The organism is Amycolatopsis balhimycina FH 1894 (assembly GCF_000384295.1).
In the GTDB taxonomy this organism is placed as follows: Bacteria; Actinomycetota; Actinomycetes; order Mycobacteriales; family Pseudonocardiaceae; genus Amycolatopsis; species Amycolatopsis balhimycina.
Window position 1 is genome coordinate 2,266,763 of sequence record NZ_KB913037.1, and the last position, 15,775, is coordinate 2,282,537.

The 15,775-nt window shown below is 69.2% G+C and carries 11 protein-coding genes and 1 pseudogene; 5 read left to right on the forward strand and 7 right to left on the reverse strand.

Going from position 1 to position 15,775, the window contains the following annotated elements; translation table 11 throughout:
* The first annotated feature begins 76 nt into the window (after positions 1-76).
* A complete protein-coding gene (locus tag A3CE_RS0109500) occupies positions 77-679 on the forward strand; it encodes a TetR/AcrR family transcriptional regulator (RefSeq protein ID WP_211231834.1) in 603 nt (200 codons plus the stop codon).
* Here the strand turns inward: A3CE_RS0109500 and A3CE_RS0109505 are convergent.
* Genes A3CE_RS0109505 through A3CE_RS0109525 form a run of 5 tightly spaced genes read right to left on the reverse strand, consistent with a single transcriptional unit; the run spans position 661 to position 5,156 of the window.
* Positions 661-1,890: a CaiB/BaiF CoA transferase family protein gene (locus tag A3CE_RS0109505; protein ID WP_020639844.1), complete on the reverse strand. Its 1,230-nt coding sequence runs from the start codon at positions 1,888-1,890 to the stop codon at positions 661-663. The two genes, A3CE_RS0109500 and A3CE_RS0109505, sit on opposite strands and share 19 nt — an antisense overlap.
* A complete protein-coding gene (locus tag A3CE_RS0109510; protein ID WP_020639845.1) occupies positions 1,857-2,867 on the reverse strand; it encodes an acyl-CoA dehydrogenase family protein in 1,011 nt (336 codons plus the stop codon). Before A3CE_RS0109510 ends, A3CE_RS0109505 begins: the two co-directional genes overlap by 34 nt.
* Complete coding sequence (locus A3CE_RS0109515) at positions 2,864-4,009, reverse strand: acyl-CoA dehydrogenase family protein (protein WP_020639846.1); 1,146 nt, start codon at positions 4,007-4,009, stop codon at positions 2,864-2,866. The genes A3CE_RS0109510 and A3CE_RS0109515 overlap by 4 nt, the downstream gene beginning before the upstream one ends.
* 8 nt (positions 4,010-4,017) lie before the next feature.
* Positions 4,018-4,764, reverse strand: coding sequence for an SDR family NAD(P)-dependent oxidoreductase (locus A3CE_RS0109520; RefSeq protein WP_020639847.1), 747 nt, complete (start codon positions 4,762-4,764; stop codon positions 4,018-4,020).
* Positions 4,765-4,775: 11 nt separating this feature from the next.
* Positions 4,776-5,156, reverse strand: a complete 381-nt coding sequence (locus A3CE_RS0109525; RefSeq protein WP_020639848.1) for a VOC family protein — start codon at positions 5,154-5,156, stop codon at positions 4,776-4,778.
* Positions 5,157-5,435: 279 nt separating this feature from the next.
* On the opposite strand from A3CE_RS0109525, the gene A3CE_RS0109530 reads away from it, so the two are divergent.
* From A3CE_RS0109530 to A3CE_RS0109535, 3 genes and pseudogenes are all read left to right on the forward strand, one after another.
* Complete coding sequence (locus A3CE_RS0109530; RefSeq protein WP_020639849.1) at positions 5,436-7,871, forward strand: beta-glucosidase family protein; 2,436 nt, start codon at positions 5,436-5,438, stop codon at positions 7,869-7,871.
* Between the two features lie 148 nt (positions 7,872-8,019).
* A pseudogene (locus A3CE_RS58490) lies at positions 8,020-8,487 on the forward strand (sugar-binding domain-containing protein); the annotation flags it as partial.
* Between the two features lie 75 nt (positions 8,488-8,562).
* A complete protein-coding gene (locus A3CE_RS0109535; protein ID WP_245589784.1) occupies positions 8,563-10,980 on the forward strand; it encodes a glycoside hydrolase family 2 TIM barrel-domain containing protein in 2,418 nt (805 codons plus the stop codon).
* Between the two features lie 273 nt (positions 10,981-11,253).
* On the opposite strand, the gene A3CE_RS0109540 is transcribed toward A3CE_RS0109535, so the two are convergent.
* Entirely contained in the window at positions 11,254-13,119 is a 1,866-nt protein-coding gene (locus tag A3CE_RS0109540) for an FAD/NAD(P)-binding protein (RefSeq protein ID WP_020639851.1), read from the reverse strand.
* 315 nt (positions 13,120-13,434) lie between these two features.
* On the opposite strand from A3CE_RS0109540, the gene A3CE_RS57955 reads away from it, so the two are divergent.
* Complete coding sequence (locus A3CE_RS57955) at positions 13,435-13,689, forward strand: hypothetical protein (RefSeq protein ID WP_211231835.1); 255 nt, start codon at positions 13,435-13,437, stop codon at positions 13,687-13,689.
* Positions 13,690-13,717: 28 nt separating this feature from the next.
* Here the strand turns inward: A3CE_RS57955 and A3CE_RS0109545 are convergent, their stop codons facing one another.
* Positions 13,718-15,568 carry a glycoside hydrolase family 5 protein gene (locus A3CE_RS0109545; protein ID WP_376741605.1) on the reverse strand — a complete coding sequence of 617 codons (1,851 nt, stop codon included), beginning with the start codon at positions 15,566-15,568 and terminating at the stop codon, positions 13,718-13,720.
* Between the last annotated feature and the right edge of the window lie 207 nt (positions 15,569-15,775).

Genomic DNA, 15,775 nt, shown 5'->3' on the forward strand with positions numbered 1-15,775 from the left:
GCGTGAGCGTAGCCGCGGGAGTTACCCCTGTAAACCAACCGCCGGGAATTTCCGCGGACGAAGTAGGCTCCGGACCGTGGTGAGGCCTACGTTGACCGAGCGGCGCGCCGAAGAACTGCGGCTCATGCTCGCGCAGACGGCGTCCGACATCTTCGTCGCGGACGGCGACACTTCCGCCACGGTCGAGCGCATCGCCGACGCGGCCGGCGTTTCGCCCCGTACCTTCTACCGGCACTTCCCGGTGAAGGAGGATGTGGTCCGGCCGCTGTTCCGGCGGAGTTCCGCTGAGGTCATCGCCCACCTTCGTGCGGCGCCGGCCGACAGCGACGTCCTGGAGACGCTCGTCTCGGCGTGGACGTCCCAGCTGCACGAAGGCTCATTGACCGACCTCGAGCGTCGCTTCCTCCGGTTGATGTCGACGACGCCGCAGTACCGGCTGCGGTGGATGGAGGTCGACGACGAGCTGTGCGACGCCGTCGCCGAGTTCCTCCACCAGCGCATCGCGCTCGGCGACCACCCGCTGTACCGCAGCCTGCCCGCCTACCTCGTCGTGCAGGCGACCCGCCGTGTCTTCGACTACTCGGTGTCCTCCGACTCCGGCGAGGACATCGCGGACCTGCTCCGGGACGCTTTGCGCAGCGTGCTCGCCGGCGTCTCCGCTCAGGCGAGCGGCAGCTGACCGAGCGCCCCGGAGCGGCGGAGCACAGCGATGTCATCCGGCGTGTATCCGTGCTCGGCCAGGACGCGGGCGGTGTCCGCTCCCGGCGGCGCGGGAGCCCGCGGCGGAACCGGCGCCGAACGGCTCAGCTTGATCGGCACACCCACGCCGCGGTACCCGCCGTCGTCCACCACCATGGCGCGATGCCGCGCCTGCGGCGACGTCAACGCTTCGGCCACGTTGTTGACCGGGGCGGCCGGCACACCTCGCTCGGCAAGTTTCTCCGCGAGGTCGTCAGCGCCGACCGCGAGGAACAACGGCCGCAGCTCGGCCACCAGGTCTTCGCGGTTCGTGACCCGGTCCCGGTTCCGGCGAAAGCGGACGTCGTCCGCGAGCTCTGGGCGGCCGAGCACGTCCGTCAGCGCGGCGAACTGCGCGTCACTGGCCGCAGCCACGAAGAGGGTTCCCTGCCCGGCCGTGGCGAACACCTGGTACGGGGCGACACTCGAATGCGCTGCGCCCAGGCGCTCGGCCACCACGCCCGCGCGGAGGTAAGCCGCCGAATGCGGGTGCATCAGCGACAGCACGGCGTCCAGGAGCGTGATGTCGACCAGCTGGCCCCGGCCGCTGACCGATCGTTCCACGAGGGCGAGCAGGATGCCGGCGAACGCCTGGTGCGCGGCGGTGATGTCCACGATCGGGACGCCCACACGCAGTGGGTCGCCGTCCCGCTCGCCGTTGACGCTCATGAGCCCGCCATAGGCCTGCAGCACCGCGTCGTAACCGGGCAGGCCGCCGAGCGGGCCGTCGACGCCGTAGCCGCTGATCCGGCAGTAGACCAACCGGGGAAACTCCTCCGCGAGCCTCGTCTCGTAACCGAGCCCCCACCGCTGCATGGTCCCGGCTTTGAAGTTCTCCACGACGACGTCCGCGTCCGCGATGAGGTCGTGCAGTACCGCCCGTGCTTCCTCGACCCGCAGGTCCAGCTGCAGGTTCGCCTTGTTCCGGTTGAGGCCTTCGTAGTAGGTGCTCATGGTCTCGGCGGCGTCGGCGAACGGCGGACCCCAGCGACGCGTCTCGTCGCCCGACGGAGCCTCGACCTTGATCACCTCCGCGCCGTGGTCGGCGAGCATCTGCGCGCAGAACGGCCCGGCCAGCACCCGGCTCAGGTCGAGGACCCGCAGGCCGGCCAGGGCGCTCACCGCGAACCGCCCGTCACCAGGGACCACCACGCGTCTCCCCCGCCCACCGCGAGCTCGTCCTGCCATCGGCTCTCGTTCCCGAATTCCTCGCGCCACGCCCACAACCGGGTCGTCGCCGCACCGAGGTGGTGTTCCCGCGAGTAGCCGAGGGCGCCGTGCAGCTGGTGGCCGATCGCGGCGACGACGTGGGCGCTCGCCGACGTCGTCGCCTTGGCCGCCGCGACGGCCACGTCCGCCGCCGGGTCGCCGGCTTCGACCGCGAGCACCGCGGCGTCCGCACTGACCTGCATGGCGACGGTCTCGGCGGCGAGCGAGGCCAAGTGCTGCTGCACCGCCTGGAACCGCGCCAGCGGACGGCCGAACTGCTCCCGCTCGCCGACGTGGCGACGGGCCGATTCGAGCACCGCCCGCGCCGCGCCCGCAAGCTGGATCGACCTGGCCAGCGCACCCCGTCGCCGAAGCGCCTGCCCATCGACGTCGGGCGGAGCCGCCGCGGTTTGCGTCGCCGTGACACCGTCGAGCACGAGCGTGTCCCTCGGCTCACCGGCCAGGTTCTCGGCGCACTCGATCGGCAGCCCAGCAGCCGGCACCAAGACGACCAGGACCGTGTCATCGCCCCGAGCCAAGGTCACCAAGTGGTCCGCGTGCCGGCCCCACGGTGCCCGCACCCGGCCGGACAGCCGAGACGCGCCCCGGGCTTCGTCGAGGGAGGCGACCGTGAGGCCCTCGGGCACCGCGAGTCCGGCCCGCGACAACAGCCAGCCGGCCAGAAAAGCCGACTCCGCGACCGGTACCGCTGCGGCGTGGAAGGCGAGCAGATCCACCACCGCGGCGAGTTCCCGCAGCCCGCCATCGCTGCCGCCCGCTTCCTCGGGCACGCCCAGCAGGTGAAATCCGGCGCCGGCCAGGTCCTTCCACAGCGGACGGTCGAACCCCTCCTCGGGGTTGCGGCCGTTCAGCATCGCGCCGACGACCGAGCGGATTTCCGCGCGCAGGTCGCCGCTCACCGGACCCCCAGCCCACGCGCCACGACCGAGCGCAGGATTTCGTTCGTCCCGCCGCGCAGGGTGAACGCCGGGGAATGCAGGATCCCTTCGGCGAGCAGCCCAGCCAGTCCGGGTGCCCCTCGCCGCGGTTCGAGGCCGGCCATGCGCCGCACGGTTTCCACCACATCTCCTTCGAAGCGGGAACCGATGTCCTTGACCAATGCGGCCGCGACGTCCGGGGAACGCCCGCCGGCCAGCGCAGCCGCTATCGACAGCGAGAGCTGCCGCAGCGTCCACGCCCGGGCCGTCAGTCTTCCCAGTTCCCGGGCCGCGACTGGATCACCCGTTTCGCGAACCACGTCGGCCCAGGCCCGCAGCAGCGGGACCGTGCTGAGCAGCCGTTCCGGGCCGGACCGCTCGTTCGCCAGCTCGGCGGTGACCTGCCGCCAGCCCGCGCCCCGCTCGCCGAGCAAGCTGCTGTCCGGCACCACGGCACCGTCGAAGACCACCTCGTTGAAGTGGTGCTCGCCGTCGATGGTCACGATCGGCCGGATCGCCACGCCGTCGGCCGGCATGTCCACGATGAACTGCGACAGCCCCGCGTGCCGGTCTTCCGGCGTGCCGTCGGTGCGCGCCAGCACCACCATCGCGTGCGCGAAGTGGGCTCCGGTCGTCCACAGCTTCGTACCGGTGAGCTCCCAGCCGTCGCCGACCGGCCGGGCTCGCGTCCGGACCGCGGCCAGATCCGACCCCGCGTCGGGTTCGCTCATCCCGATGGCGAAGAAGCACTCACCGCGGGCGATCGCCGGCAGGTAGCGTCGCCGCTGCTCTTCGGTGCCGTGGCGCAGGATCGACGGCGCCATCTGACGATCGGCGATCCAGTGCGCGGCGACCGGAGCACCCGCCGCGAGGAGTTCCTCGGTGACGACGAACCGGTCCAAAGGCGACCGCTCGTGACCGCCGTACTGACGCGGCAAGGTCATGCCCAGCCAGCCGCGCTCGCCGAGCAGCCTGCTGAACGCCGGGTCCGCCGCCGTCATCCAGGCGTCGCACCTTGGCTCGAACGCCCCGGCCGTCCGCTGGGCCGCGAGGAACTCCCACACCTCGGTCCGCAGGGTGTTCGCCGCCGGGTCCAGACGGTGCGCGGAGAGGTCGATGGTCACGCGGGCTCCTAAGTGGTGACGCTGCCGCCGTTGAGGTTCAACGTTTGCCCGGTCATCCAAGACGCCTCAGCCGACGCGAGGTAGACGACCGCGGCACCGACGTCCTCCGGCGTGCCGAGCCGCCGGGTGGCGATCCGCGCGGCGATGGCGTCGGTGGCGGGCCCGCCGGCGTTGGTCTGCAAGCCGAGCGCAAGGGTGTTGGCGGTGACGCCGAAGGGCCCGACCTCCTGGGAGATGTGCCGGATGAAGCCCTCGACCCCGCTCTTCGCCGCACCGTAGAGCGACAGGCCCTGATCGGAGCCCGTGCGCGCCGATCCCGAGGAGATCTGCACGATCCGCCCCCAGCCGGCGTCGCACATGTCGCCGATGACGGCCGTCAGGCAGTTCATCGCGCCGAACAGGTTGATCTCCACCGGCGCTCGCCACCGGGCCGGGTCGAGGGTGCGGAACTGCCCCTGCCCGAAGTCGGCGGGGATCCCCGCGTTGTGCACGAGAATGTCGATGTGCCGCCCGAGTTCCGTACAAACCTGGCCGACACCCTCCCGTACCGCGTCCGCGTCGGTGACGTCGAAGGCGATCGGGACGGCACGCCCGCCGGCGGCGGTGATCTCGTCGCTTACGGTCTTGGCCCGATCGGCCACGAGGTCGTTCACCACCACGGCGGCGCCCTGTGCGGCCAACGCCCGCGCGATGCCCGCACCGGCGTTCTGGCCGGCGCCCGTCACGAGCGCGGTACGGCCTGACAGATCGAACATCGATTCCTCTTTCACAGCTGCTGGACGATTTCGAGCAGGTGCCCTTCCGGATCAGCCAGCTCGGCGACCTTCACCCCGGCCTCGGGCAGGGACTTCGGCTCGGACCGCACCGAGCCGCCTGCAGCTCGTGCCGCGCGGACCGTCTCCTCCACATCGGCGACGGCGAACCCGAACACGGCCTCCCCTGGCTGCGAGCTCCCGTCGACGTAGCGGATCAGCAGCAGGGACGGTCCGTCACCGGCCGCGGAGCCCATGACGATCTCTTCGAACGCCTGATGACCCTCACCACCGGTGAACCGGTGTTTGGACACCTGCCCGAGCACGGTCGAGTAGAAGGCGGCTTGCGCGTCGAGGTCATCGACGACGATCTTGGTGAATGCGAAGGACGACACCGGAGCAGTACAACGGCTCGGTGAGGGCTTCGGAGGACGTTGTTCCAGTGAGCGGGAGACCAACCTGAGGACGACTGGTCGCGCTCAAGGAGTCGGTTCAGAACAGGTTGCGAGGACATCTTGACGAAGCTCGGCTAGCACGTGCTAGCGTGATTCGCGACTCCTAGCTGGGCGCTCGTCCCTGCGTGCCCGAACCGGGACGGCGGAGTCCACAAGGCTGTCCGTTGTGGTGCCGCACGGCTAGCTCGCGCCAGTTCACTAATCGCCGAAGGAGAATCGATGGACGCCAGTGCAATGACGCCGAGCCAACGAGCGAATGACCTGTTGTCCCGGATGAGCACGCGCGAGAAGACGCAGCAGCTGTCCGCCGTGATGCCGCACATGCTGCTTGGCCGGGAGGGACTCAGCTCTCCGGCCATGGAGCATCACCTCGGACTCGGGATCGGCCATATCTCCGGCGTCGCGGGCTTCTCCTCGCCTTCCGAGATCGCTCAAAGGGTCAATGGGATCCAACGCTACCTCGTCGAGCACACCCGGCTCGGGATTCCGGCCATCGTGCACAACGAGGCACTCAACGGGTTCGTGGCTGCCGGTTACACATCCTTCCCGACCGCCATCGCCCTTGCCGCGACATGGGATCCCGAAGGCGTGGAGGACATGGCACGGATCATCCGACGCCAGATGCGATCAGTGGGTGTACTCCAAGCATTGTCTCCCGTACTCGACGTCGCACGGGACGCCCGATGGGGCAGGGTGCACGAAACGTACGGAGAAGACCCCTATCTCGTTTCGGCACTCGGGGTCGCCTACGTGCAGGGCCTGCAGGGAAACAACCTGCTCGAAGGCGTCATCGCGACTGCGAAGCACTTTCTGGGGTACGCCTTGACCGAGGCCGGTCAGAACCAGGCGGTCACTCATCTGGGCAGCCGCGAACTGTACGACGTCTATGCGGCCCCGTTCGAGGCGGCAGTGCGTCTGGCGGGTCTGGAGAGCGTCATGAATTCCTACTCGGAGATCGACGGCGTCCCGGTGGGGGCGAGCCGGGCGATTCTGACCGACCTCCTACGCGGCCGCCTTGGTTTCGATGGCACCGTGGTCGCCGACTACAGCGCTGTCGAATGGCTACATACGCGTCAGAGGGTCGCATCTTCTCCGCAGGACGCGGGCATCCTCGCCCTGGAGGCCGGAGTGGACATCGAACTGCCCTCAGTGGTCAGTTTCGGTCCGGTCCTGGAAGAAGCTGTGGCGGCCGGGCGCGTACAACGCGAGGTCCTTGATGACGCTGTGCGCCGAGTCCTCATCTCGAAGGCGAAGCTGGGACTGTTCGAAAATCCCTATGTCACTGAGGAACCTATCGTCCTGCGCGCCATCTCCAGCGAGGGACGGGACCTCTCACGCCGGCTCGCCGACGAGTCCGTCACCCTTCTGAAGAATGACGGAATCCTGCCGATAGCGAGCGGCACGAAGCGCATCGCCGTGATCGGTCCGCACGCCGACTCGGCGATCGTCAACTTCGCGGCATACACACACCCGGCACACCTCGACATGGTCAAGGCCCTGATGACCGGCCAATCGACGATGGCAGGCATCGAATCCATGGCCGAAATTCCAGCTGAGCTCAAGGAGCAGATGGCAGCAGAGGCTGCGAAGCTGGCCGCCCTGGACACCGACGCGCTGGTGCGACATGAGCACGATACGGCCGATCTTGCCCAGGCTGTCCGAGAGGCGATGCCGCAAGCCGATGTGCAGGTGGTCCGAGGCGTGGGTGTTCTGGAAGACGACCCACAGGACATCGAATCGGCGGTGGCTGCGGCGCGGGAGGCCGATCTCGTGGTTCTCGCGATCGGTGGTCGCGCAGGATGGTTCGCTCACCGAATCACCGAGGGTGAAGCCACCGACGCCGCCGACATCAGCCTGTCCCGGCCTCAGGTCGAACTCGTGCGAGCCGTTGCCGCCACCGGTACGCCCTGTGTCGGTGTGGTCTACCAGGGACGCCCGTACGGCTTGGCCGACGTGGACGACCTGTTGAGCGCACTGGTGATCGCCTACTACCCCGGCCCGTACGGCCCCCGCGCGATCGCCTCGGTTCTCGCCGGGCTGACCAACCCGAGCGGGAAGCTTCCCTACACCCTTCCGCGCGCCACCGGCCAGGTACCCATTTATGCGGGGCAAAAACACGGCAGCGGATACCGGCGTGGGCATGTCGAGCAATACCGGGGCTACATGGACCTTCCGACCACTCCCCTCTATTGCTTCGGGCACGGCCTGAGCTACACGTCCTTCGAGTACGGCGACCTGAAGCCCAGCCGAGCGCAGGTAACCGGTGACGACCATTTGACCATGACGCTGACGGTGTCGAACACCGGGCAGCGGGCGGGAACAGAAGTCGTGCAACTCTACGCGTCGGTCACCGCACCCCGGCTCACCCGCCCGGCACAACAGCTCATCGGGTTCGCCCGGGTCGACCTTGCGCCCCAGGCCGCCGCCTCGGTCACCTTCGACGTGGCAATGGCTCAGCTCGGCTACTCGGGCGTGGATGGAAGGTTCGTACTCGAGCCGGGTCCAGTGGATTTCGTCGCCGGAAGCAGCTCCGAGGATCTGCGCAGTCGCACCCGAATCGAGGTCACCGGGGACCCGGTCGACCTCGAAGGGCGGCGCGCATTCCTGTCTTCCGTGACCGTCGCCGAGGCGGAGTTGCAGGATGCACAAGGCTGACCGGCGCACATGGGCAACGGGGCCGCGGGAAGCATTGACCACAAGCGACGGAAGGACCAAATTCGTGACCGCGCTCACCGGCGACAGCTTGATCAGCGCACGGCAAGCCGGAAGGGAGCCGATGAGCAGCATCCGCCGTGCGCCGAGGATGTCCCTGGACGGCTCCTGGCAGTTCCAACTGCTGGCCGGGGTGGACGTCGAGCCTGCGCCCGACGGCTGGACCGAGGTCAAGGTTCCGTCCCTGTGGACCATGGACGCACGCTTCGGACACCCGCATTACACGAACGTGACCATGCCGTTCGACGAGGTCTACCCGGATGTTCCCGCGGACAACCCTGTTGGTGTTTACCGGCGGCAGTTCACACCTCCCGAGCACGGCGGCGACCGGGTGATCCTGCACGTGGGAGCCGCGGAAGGGTTCCTGGCAGTGCGGGTGAACGGCACGCACGTCGGAACGAGCACGGACTCGCACCTGCATGCCGAGTTCGACATCACCGACGCCCTCGTCGACGGGGACGGCGAGCTCGAGCTCGCCGTCACGAAATGGTCGGCGGAGAGCTACCTCGAAGACCAGGATCATTGGTGGCAGTTCGGGCTCAGCCGGCCGGTGAGCTTGCACGTCGTGCCTGCGGTCCGGTTGTCGGATGTCGTCATCACGGCCGACTACGACGCGGGTTCCGAACGTGGATCGGTGAAGATCGACGTGCGCACTCTGGGGCTTGCGCACCTGCACACGGTCGAGCACACCGTGCGAGTACACGCGGTGGGTAGCGCCCACGATGTTCCGATCGGTGCGCGCGTGATCGCGCCGACGATGCCGTTGTCGAGCAGTGATCGGTCGCAGCGGCCGCCGCAGGTGCTGCCGGAGGACTTCATGGACCTCCTCAGCATCCAGGCTGCGTCCGCACCGGTGCCCCCGGAGTTTCGGGCGATCGCAAACGGCATGTCCACAGCGATCCAGGGCCCATCGACGGCCCCTGGTTCCGCGGTGCTCGACCTCGACGGCCTCGAGGTGGCCCCGTGGACAGCGGAGATCCCACATCTCGAAAGCGTGCGCGTAGAACTGATCGACCCGGCGGGCAGGGTTGTGGATGCCGCCGAGTACCGCGTCGGGTTCCGCCGCGTCGAGATCGTAGGCCGCGACCTGCTGGTCAACAGGCAGCGCGTGCTCATCCAGGGCGTGAACCGCCACGATGCCGACCCGCGGACGGGACGTGTCATCTCTCGGCAGCGGATGCGGGAGGAGCTGTCGCTGCTGAAGCGGTTCAACGTCAACGCGATTCGCACCTCGCACTACCCCAATGACCCGTACCTGCTGGACCTGTGCGACGAGTTCGGGTTCTACGTCGTCGACGAGGCCGACGTCGAAGGGCACGCATTCGCGTCCACGATCGCCGACGACCCCCGTTACCTCGGGCCGATTGTTGAGCGAGTGAAGCGGATGGTGCTCCGCGACCGCAACCACCCGAGCATCATCACCTGGTCGCTCGGCAACGAGACCGGGTATGGGGCCGCCCACGATGCCGCTGCCGCGTGGGTGCGGCGGGTCGACCCGACCCGGCCCGTGCAGTACGAGGGCGCGGTCGCCGCAGACTGGCACGCCGGCCACGCCGCCTCCGACATCCTCTGCCCGATGTACCCCTCGTTCGCCGCATTGGAGGCGTACGCGCGTGATCCCCGTGCAGACCGCCCGTTCATCACCTGTGAGTACGCATATTCGCAGGGCAACTCCACCGGAGGCCTCGCGCACTACTGGGAGTTGTTCGAGACACTGCCTGGGCTGCAGGGCGGGTTCATCTGGGAATTCACCGACCACGCGCTCGACCCCGACGGGGACGGCCGCTACCGATATGGCGGTGACTTCGGCGATTTTCCGAACGACGGCCCCACTCTGCTGAACGGTGTCGTGTTCGCCGACCTGACCCCGAAGCCCGCGCTCTACGAGGCCCGCGGGATCTTCAGCCCGATCCGCCTCGTCTCGGACGCCACGGACGCACTCGCAGGCCTCGTGCGGGTCCGTAACCGCCGGTCCTTCGCCGACCTCTCCGACCTGGTACTCACCGCCCGCGTCGACACTCGCTCCGGGCCTGTCGCCCTGACCGAGCTGACGGCGCAGATCACCGCCGGGAGCGAACAGAGCATACGGCTGCCGGACGAGGTCGTGCGGGCACTGCACGATCCCCACGCACTCGCGTTGACGATCACGGTCGTGCTGGGCCACGACACACCGTGGGGCCCAGCCGGCACCGAACTGTCCGCGCACCAAGTCGTTCTGCCACGCGTGCCTGCCCTCGACGCCCGGGCAACCCGCGGCGGCAAGCCTGCCCTCGTCACGGAGGAGGGCGCACTGAGCCATCCGCTGCTGATGACGCCGCCGAAGCTGTTGTTGTGGCGGGCGCTGACCGACAACGACGCCTCATTCGCATTGGACAACCGGTTCGTGCGCTCAGGGTTCTTCCGGCTCGTGCCGGCCGACGTGATCATTGCCACTGCCAACGAAGCCGCTGACGTGGAGATCGTCTACCACACCGCGTTCGGCGACACCGTCGTGCACCGGTCGACGATCACGGCTCTGGACGAAGGCGACTACTTGATCGACGAGCAGGTCGCTCTGCCCGAAGGCACCCGAGACGGTCTGCGCGTCGGGGTGCAGTTCACCCTCGACGAGGGCTTCGCGTCCGCGGAGTGGACGGGCCTCGGCCCCTGGGAGAACTATCCCGACCGAAAGGCCTCTGCCCTCCTCGCACGATGGTCCGCGCAAGTGGACGAGCTCGCCACGCCGTACATCAAACCTCAGGAAAATGGAACCCGCGGAGGCATCGACGAACTGATGGTCACAGGATCCGCCGGCCGGGTCGAGATCGCCTCCTCGGCGCCGATGTCGGCGACGATCACGCGGCACCAAATAGGCGACCTCGAGCGGACCGCGCATTGGTGGGAACTGCCTCAGTCACAGCTGACCCACGTCGTCCTGGACATCGCCCACCGCGGCGTCGGCACGGCCATGCTCGGCGCCGACACCCATCCCACGCACCGTCTCACCGGCGACACCTACACCTGGCAGTGGCGCCTGAAGCTGACAGCCTCCTCGAAGCGAACGCGTTCATGACGGGCTTTCTGCGGGAAGCGGCGTCGACCTCGGGCCCGATGGCGTGCCGAGTGGAATGGCGGCTGCCGACCTCCAACACGAAGAACACGTAGATCCGCTTGAGAGTGAGCGCGCAGTCGGCGTGGAAGAAGTCGCACGCCAGCATCGTCGAAGCCTGCGTGCGCAGAAACTGCCGCCAGGTCGTGTCGGTACGCCGGACCGGCGCGGGCGGTATGCGTGCCCCAAGGCCGGCCGTCCGCCCGCCGTCGGCGCGTCCTCAGCGTTGCGGCCTCATCAGTCCGATGTGGACGCTTCCAGTGGCTCGTCGAGGCCGAGCAGGCCCCGCAGTTCGCGCGGCGTCACGGACAGGTCGTTGAGCTTCCTCGTGGCGGTCGTGTTCACGGCGGCTCGCAGAGCGCGATCGGGCCAAGGGAGCTCGCCGCCGGAAGCAGCGTCACGAACCGACTTCAGGCTTACCTCGAGCCGGTCCACCAGTGCTTCCCGATCGAGCCCACCCCGGGCGGTCATCCGGCGCACCTCGAGCATGACCGAAGCTGCGAACGCCTCCCGTGCGCCGGGATCTTCGATCAGGATCGCGGCCAAGTTCCCGGCATGTTCGTCGTAACAGGATTCGAGCCGGCGCAGCACGGTCGCGGCGACACCGACCGAATGGTTCTTGATCGCGGCGAGGTTGAACGTGAACGCGCCGACCCGGCCGTTCCGGACGATCTCGTCGCCCTCCCGAGGACCGCCGATCACCGAGACCGGACCGGACGGGACCCCGGACGGCCCGAGCAGGGCACCGGACCCGTCGACCTCCACGCCGCGCCCGGTACGCCGGTGCCGCACGGCGATCTTCTTCCGCAGGAGCGCCGCCCAGAGCGCCGACCCGGTTCGTCCGTAGTCTGGCTCCCGTCCGAAGTTCGAGATCACCAGGTCCGCTTCGAGGGTTTGCGGCGACGACGCTCCGGCCACCGACACCATCAGCGTGCCTGCCTCGGTGCCGGCGATCCGGTCCACCTTTCCCGTGACGAGGGTGATCGGCCCGCCGCCGTCGATCGCCGCGTCCACGATCTCCGTCGTGTAGGCGACCGCGCCGACCCGCAGGGTGGCCAGCAGCGTCCCGTACTGGTCCAGGAGCCCACGCAGGTCGGCGGACGGGATCCGGGCCAGCACCCCGGGCAGGTGGGGCTCCCACGACTTCGAGACCCGTTCCGACACGACCGAAGGCGGAACGTCGGGGTGCTCGCGAGCGACGATCGCACACGCCCGCTCCCATTCGGCCACGACGCGCAGAAGCAGGTTCTGGCGGCCTTCGTAGCCTTCGCGGTGCAGCCGGGGCGCCGGCAGATCGAGAACGCGGTGCCGGTGGTCCGGCGGGTAGGTCCGCAGCATCCGGCCGGAGCGGGAGATCATGGCGATCTTTCCCCGGTGCCCGCGCCGCAACAGCAACGCGGCCACGTCGTAGGCGGTGAGCAACGTGCCGATGATGACGACGGTCGCGTCCGGCCCGGTGCCGAGGATGCGCGCAACCCCCGCTTCGGAGTACGGGCGCCGCACGAAGGCCGGGTGGTTCACCACCTCGGCCGCGAAGGGGAGGTCCCGTTCTTCCAAGCCCGTCGCGATGACGACGTGGTCGGCCCGGAGAGTCACGCGCCCGGGCTCGGCATCGCCGCCGGGCAGGCAGAACCGGTCGACGACGACGCAGTGCCCGCCGGCGGCGGCTTCCACGTCGACCACCTCGCCGTCGGCTTCGACCAGGCTCACGCCGTCCGCCGCCTCCCGCGCGGCCTGAGCCAGGCGGTCGGCCAGGTAGTCGGCGTAGATCCGGCGCGGCGCCGGCCCGGACTCGGTGAACCTGAAGCCACTCCACTCCGCGGGCCAGCCGGCCCGGTCGGCCTCGCTGTTCGCCCAGTCCACGAAATCGTCGACGTCCTCACGGAACATCGACATCCGGCCCGCCTGGATGTTGAAGACGTGCTGCCAGTGGTTTCCGGCCCGGTGGTAGGCCACGCCCGCGCTGCGGTACCCGGGGTGCCGCTCGATCAGCACCACCTGCACGGGTTCTCGCGCGAACTGGAGCAGCCGGACCGCGGTGGCAGTGCCTCCCAGACCCGCTCCGACGATGACCACCCGGGGAAACCGGTCCGAGAGCCGCATCTCTCGCCACTCCTGTCCTGCCGGCTTCGCGAGTGGTCACGTGTGCCGGCCGTTTGACAGTGAGCGCTGAGATTACCTTGAGCAGCCCGGGTCGCGCCGCGTCCGATCGTGTTCACGCATTCACCCGACCGGGTCGGACCGCCGACAAGCGGGCGATGCCGGCCGCGCCGGCGAACGCTTCTCGCGGAGGCGGAATCAGCCGTTCATCCACCGCGGCCGCGAGACAAAGCATGCGCACGAGAGGCCCCCGCCTTCCCATTGCAAGCTCGACACCATGAGCAAACTCGACCAAGGATGACACCGAGGAGGTCCGCGATGAATGCCGGCAAAGCGAGCCGATGCAGAGTCGGCACCCCCGCCCTTGCCGGCTTCGACGGCATCGCTGCCGCGGTTCGTCCGATCGGCCGGAGGAACAGCCGCGGCATCATGATCGGCGGTGGCGGCAGTTGCCGTTGCCGGCCCGCAGCAAGGCCCAGCAGGCGCCTCCGGGGCGTTCATCTGCTTGCGGGCCGGTTCATCCGTGAACCGGTGGCATTCGCTGTGCTCGCGGGTTGGCTCATCGCGCAGTGAGGGGGTCACAAGGCGAACGGTGAGGGTGCTACTCAAGCGCGGACCGGCAGAGCAGCGCGTCCGGCGTCCGGCTCGAGCCGATCCGGCCGGTGTAGGCGACGCCGGCGACGTACTCCCCCGGTGCGCACTGGCCCTTGTAGTTCCCGGTCGCGAAGTCGCCGCCGGGGTCACCGGACGGCCGGTTGTCGCCGCGGTCGAACCACACCGTGCGGCCCGTGCGGCCCGGCGGTGCCGCCGACCGGCCGCACAACACCGCCGAGAAGGCCGCGCCCCGGACGCTGTACCCGACGACCGCGTGGCCGGGCGGGCACTGCGTCTTGGTGTAGCCGGACGCCCAGTCCGTGTCGACGTAGGTCTCGTCGCGCACGACCACGTACCCGGCCGGGGCGCCGAGCGTCCCGGTACACAGGCCGCGGTTGCCGGTGTGGGCCAGGCCGGCGAGCCACTGGCCGTCCGGGCAGGCACCCTTGCGGGCGCCGGGGTCCCAGTCCGGCAGGGCCCGCACCTGGCGCGACTCCTGGAAGTCGCCGTAGTCCAGGTTCAGCATCGACCAGCGCTCGGCTGCCGGGATCGGCCCGGTCCGGGCGGGGGCGGAGATCAGCCGCTGCCACGCCGGGCCGCGCCAGTCCGTTCCGTCGAGCACGTCGATGCGGCGGCCCGCCGAGTCGTATTCGAGCAGGCCCCAACCGTCGCCGGAGCCGTTGGCCTGGAAGCCGACCGCGGGCCAGTAGGCGAAGTCCGTGTCCGTCTCGGCCAGGTAGTTCACGAAGTTCTCGAAGAACGCGCGCGACGCCGGGTCGGTGGTGTTGCGGCCTTCGCCGAATTCACTGATCCACAGCGGCGCGGTGTAGTGCTTGCCGGTGTCGGCGGAGACGAAGAACGCCTGCCGGTACAGGATGTCCCGCAGTTCCTGGGGTGAGAGGTCGCGGTAGCGCGGATCGTGTGTTTCGCCGATCCCGGTCGCGCCGGAGTGGTTGGGCCCGGTGTAGCCGTAGAAGTGCGCCGAATAGACGAGCTTGCCCGAGTCGACGAGCGTGTGCGACAGCGTCCGGGCGGGTTCCAGCGTGGGCCGGCCGTGCGCGAAGCCGTCGATGGGCAGCCCGGTCCAGTTGATGCCCTCGACGAAGATCAGCAGGTCCCGGTTCGCCTCGGTCAGGATGCGGTCGGCGACCTGCTGGCTCGCGCGCTGCCAATCGGTGCCGTTGCCCCAGCCCCAATTGGGATCGTCGAAGGTGTTGCGACGGACCTCGTTGTACAGGTCGGCGCCGACGACGCGCTTGTTCGCGGCGTAGCGGCGCGCCATGAACAACCAGTCGTCCTGCCACTGCTGCTCGGTCTGCGCGGTGTTCCAGCGTTCGTTGCCGTCGAGCCCGCAGCACCAGCGCGAGGTCGTGGTGTGGTTGTTGAGGATGACGGCGAACCCGCGCGCGGTCAGCCGGTCGACGACGCGGTCGTAGACCTGCAGCGGGGTCAGGCCGTGCAGGTCCGGGTTGGCGACCAGGTCCGGGACGGGCCGGGTGTCGTGGAGCATCGCGTTGGAGAACTGCAGCCGGACGCTGTTGAGGCCGAGCTGCGCGAGCCCGTCGACGACCGTGTCGATCGACGCGCGGTCGAGCCCGAGCGGGGTCTGGTAGGCCATCTCGCCGGCGTGGTGGTTCGCCGCGTCGGTCACGTCGCCGGAGCCGGTCCACGTTCCGCTCGCACCGTGCCAGTTGGCGGCCTTCAGCTTGAAGCGGTCGCCGTGCGCGTCGACGACGTACCGGCCGCGGGTGCTGAGCGGCCCGGTCCAGGACGGCGGGTCCGCCTCGGCCCGGGTCACGGGAACCGCGAGAGCGGCGGCGGCGAGCAGGACGGCGAGCAGCGCACCCAAGATCCTCACGCAGGAAGTCAACCAACTCGCGGCCCGTCGGATAAGGGCCATAAGGAGGTCGTGAGTCACCGGCTGGAGCGGCAGCGCGCCGGGGTGGCCATCACAGCCTCCGCATCGCCGCGGCGATCGTCAACGCGGTGATCGTCATTGTCATCCAGAACTCGCGCGCTCTCTCGGCCTCCGCGGGCGACCAGGCCCGGCCGGCACCGGTCAACC